We start from the raw sequence: 3,154 nt of genomic DNA on the forward strand, positions 1-3,154 counted from the left end.
GGTATGTCGGGCTCGAAAAGCGTATAGCCACAGCGGAACTCGATACGACGGACTTTGTTAGGGCTCGGCGGATTCTGCGCCGCTGGTCGAAAACTCAGAGCTCATACCCGCTAAATGGACCGCCGACCCACCGGCCCCGCGTGGCGAAAGTCGCGGTCCGGCGCGGAGAAACTGCGGATGGTGTGCCGCGCTACCGCCGCGTCACGCGCCGAAGACAGCTCATGGGTCAGGGTCAGCTGGTCGGCGGCTTCACGATGACGAACAGCGGAACGACGCTAGGCGCGAAAGTTGCTCGCGCACTGGACATTTGGCGAAGCTGAGCGATCAGTTGCAGATACATCTGCCGGTGGCGACGTTTCTGTTCCACTTGTCGCGGTACGTCTCCATGTGACAGAAGTGGACCTTGGTGTAGTAGCGTCCGTCAGGCCCGTATGAGTGGGTGTAGCGCTTGTCAGGGCAGGTTGACGCTTCTGCTGTGGGCGCGGAAGCGGCGGTGATAGTGACTATGCCGAATAAGGGTGTGGTCAGTACGAGCGCAGTGAGCGTCATGCGGATGAGGTGTCGGAACATGCGAAGGAATTTTAGTTCGCTTAGTCAGTCAGCGGGCAAGTCGAAAACCTCGCGCATCTCGGCCAGCTTCGCTTGGTGCTCGCGGTAGGCGTCTTGTCTTTCTGCGTCGGTTGAATATGCATCGCCCCATTTGGCGAGCCACTCGGAGTAATTAGTTTCTTTATTCATGCTCGCAAGTATAGATATGAGGTCCGACAGATTCGGAAATGCGGGCGGAAACAGGGGGACGTCACACGCTGACTTGCGGGACGTGACGGCATCAGCGCAGCTCACGACAGGTGTCTCGTACACCATCCCTGTACGGATGAAAAGCGCACACCGTCGAATTCCGTGCTACGTTCTATTTGTTCACCGCGTGCAGTCATGGCGACGAACGGCGCGAATGGACAGGGCAAGAAGTTTCGGTTCTAGAGAAAGGTATGCACGTGGAGGTGCATTCATCGGGTATCTGGCTGGTGTGCAGCCAGAGCCCAAAGGAGAAGTTCGTCTACGAGGGCGAGAAGCGGACGGACCGGCCGGTGGTCGATCCGGCAACGGGTGTTCCGCAGTGGGGCACTCGGGGACTGGTTTACGTCCCTGAGCTGCGAGAATTCACAGAGGCAACGGTGTCGGTGCCGGTAACCGAAGCGGAGAAGCTGACGCCAGGAGCGATCGCGAAATTGACGGGTTCGGGGCTCATCGCGTCTCTGCGTGGAGCGGCGTTCTCAGCGATCGCAGTCAAGATCGCTGGTGTCGGCGAGGTGACGGTGCAGGCCGACCTGCGCGAACTCTTCGCGACAGGCAGCGACGAGTGACCGGGCATCCGGCCCCGACGTCGCCGGTCTTCGAGCTGCCCGACTTCACGCCGCTGATTCATGCGGTGATGAAGCTCGGGGTCCTGGCGCTGGTCGTCGGTGCGGCGGTGCTGTACGTGCAGCACCTGGTTCGTCGGGCTCCTCAGCCCGTGCGCGGCACGGCGTTGGAGCGCTTCGCGCTGGTGCTCAAGAACGGCTCGGAGGACTGGGACAACCCTTGGTGTGAACGGGGGTTGTTCCGGCGCCAAGGTGAGACGGTGACCCGGCCGAAGATCCTGCGCACGGGGGCGCGTTTCGTTGAATTCTTACCGCTTCCCGGCACGGCTGCGCTCTGGCTGCGCCAGGACACGAAGGCTGACTTGGTGCAGCTCTGCGGTAGGGCTGTCCGCGTGACGCAGACGCAGAAAGGGATCGCGGTCCAGGTCTGATCGCCCACACCTTCCCCGCCCCCCGCACAGGCAGAATTCGGCGGCGCGTGCCTGGGTCAAGGGTGCCCGTAGGGCATCGGCGGAGCCGACGCGAAAGCGCCCTTGACGCGGGCCTTGAGCGGCGTCGCAGACTGACGGCGCGGGGGGAGGGGAACCGCAACACGCGCACCCGAGGTGCGCGGAATCTTGCCCGTCCGGGCTGAGGATGGGACGCAAGTGAAAAAAAGGGCAAAGCCCCGCGCGGCCAAGTTTGGCGACTACACCGCAGCGGGGCTTCGGAAGAAGCGGTTCTTCTTTGGCGAGCATAAGGCAAGACCCGGACAACGGTCGAGCGTTGGCGCGCATCGGCTCGGTAACGGTCGCCCCGGCCGGCGCAGCGAGTGCCCCGAGTGAGGGACGAGCGAGCGGGTCGAGCGGAGCCGGCCAGGCTGCCGCCGCCGTGCCCCAGCCGGCCGCCGCGCCGGGCTTGTTATATGTGCCATATCTTGCCGCGCAACCCGGTGACCTGCGCGAAGCGCCTCGAACGGCGGGGTTCCCGTCGGGCGATCTGGTCGAGGCGGCGGCGGGCATGTTCCCCGCTGGGAAGCCTCGGAAGCGTCGAGACGGTAGGCAGTTCTGGGTGCAGGTGTCGGCGGGCACCGTCGCCCTGACGACGACGGGCAACCCGGCACCGTTCGGCGATTCGCCTGCGCGCGGCGAGGTTCACGGGTGGTCGCCTGCGAGTCGTCGGCGGATGATGCGAACGTTCGCTGAGCTGGACTTTTCGCCGATGGAGCAGCTCGGCGGGCTCCCGGCCATGGTGACGCTGACGCTGCCTGGCGACTGGCTCACGGTCGCGCCGACCGCTGCGGCGTTCAAGCGGCATTTCCTGGTGTGGCGCAAGCGATTTGAGCGCACGTGGGGGACGCCCTGGGCGGGGCTGTGGAAGCTCGAATTCCAGCGGCGAGGTGCTCCGCACCTGCACCTGTACATGGTTCTTCCGGCGGGCACCGTCGCGATTCCCGGCGACGGCGCGGCGGACTTCAAGCGCTGGCTCGGCTGGAGCTGGGCCGATGTCGTCGCGCACCCGGTCGCGGATGAGCGGCGCAAGCACCGTTTGGCAGGTACGGGCGTCGACCTGATCGCGGGCATGAAGGCCAGCGACCCGAAGCGCTTGGCGATCTACTTCAGCAAGCACTCGTCGCCGTTGAGCGGCGAGGTCAACCCGAAGGAGTACCAGCACCAGGTGCCGGACCAGTGGCGCTCGCGCCCTGGGCGGTTCTGGGGGTATGTCGGGCTCGAAAAGCGTATAGCCACAGCGGAACTCGATACGACGGACTTTGTTAGGGCTCGGCGGATTCTGCGCCGCTGGTCGAAAACTCA

General features: G+C 64.6%; 4 protein-coding genes. 3 read left to right on the forward strand and 1 reads right to left on the reverse strand.

Features of this window, described 5'->3' with window-relative positions:
- Positions 1–594 precede the first annotated feature (594 nt).
- A complete protein-coding gene (locus tag AC2VON_RS26195) occupies positions 595–738 on the reverse strand; it encodes a hypothetical protein (RefSeq protein WP_486955423.1) in 144 nt (47 codons plus the stop codon).
- Positions 739–995: 257 nt separating this feature from the next.
- On the opposite strand from AC2VON_RS26195, the gene AC2VON_RS26200 reads away from it, so the two are divergent.
- The 3 genes from AC2VON_RS26200 to AC2VON_RS26210 form a co-directional block, all read left to right on the forward strand.
- On the forward strand, positions 996–1,364 hold the full coding sequence (locus tag AC2VON_RS26200) for a hypothetical protein (protein WP_486955424.1): 369 nt from the start codon (positions 996–998) through the stop codon (positions 1,362–1,364).
- Positions 1,361–1,792, forward strand: a complete 432-nt coding sequence (locus AC2VON_RS26205; RefSeq protein WP_486955425.1) for a hypothetical protein — start codon at positions 1,361–1,363, stop codon at positions 1,790–1,792. Before AC2VON_RS26200 ends, AC2VON_RS26205 begins: the two co-directional genes overlap by 4 nt.
- Before the next feature lie 619 nt (positions 1,793–2,411).
- On the forward strand, positions 2,412–3,154 hold a 743-nt coding region (locus AC2VON_RS26210; protein ID WP_486955426.1), incomplete at its 3' end, for a rolling circle replication-associated protein.

This window comes from Mycobacterium sp. TH-M82, assembly GCF_057473605.1.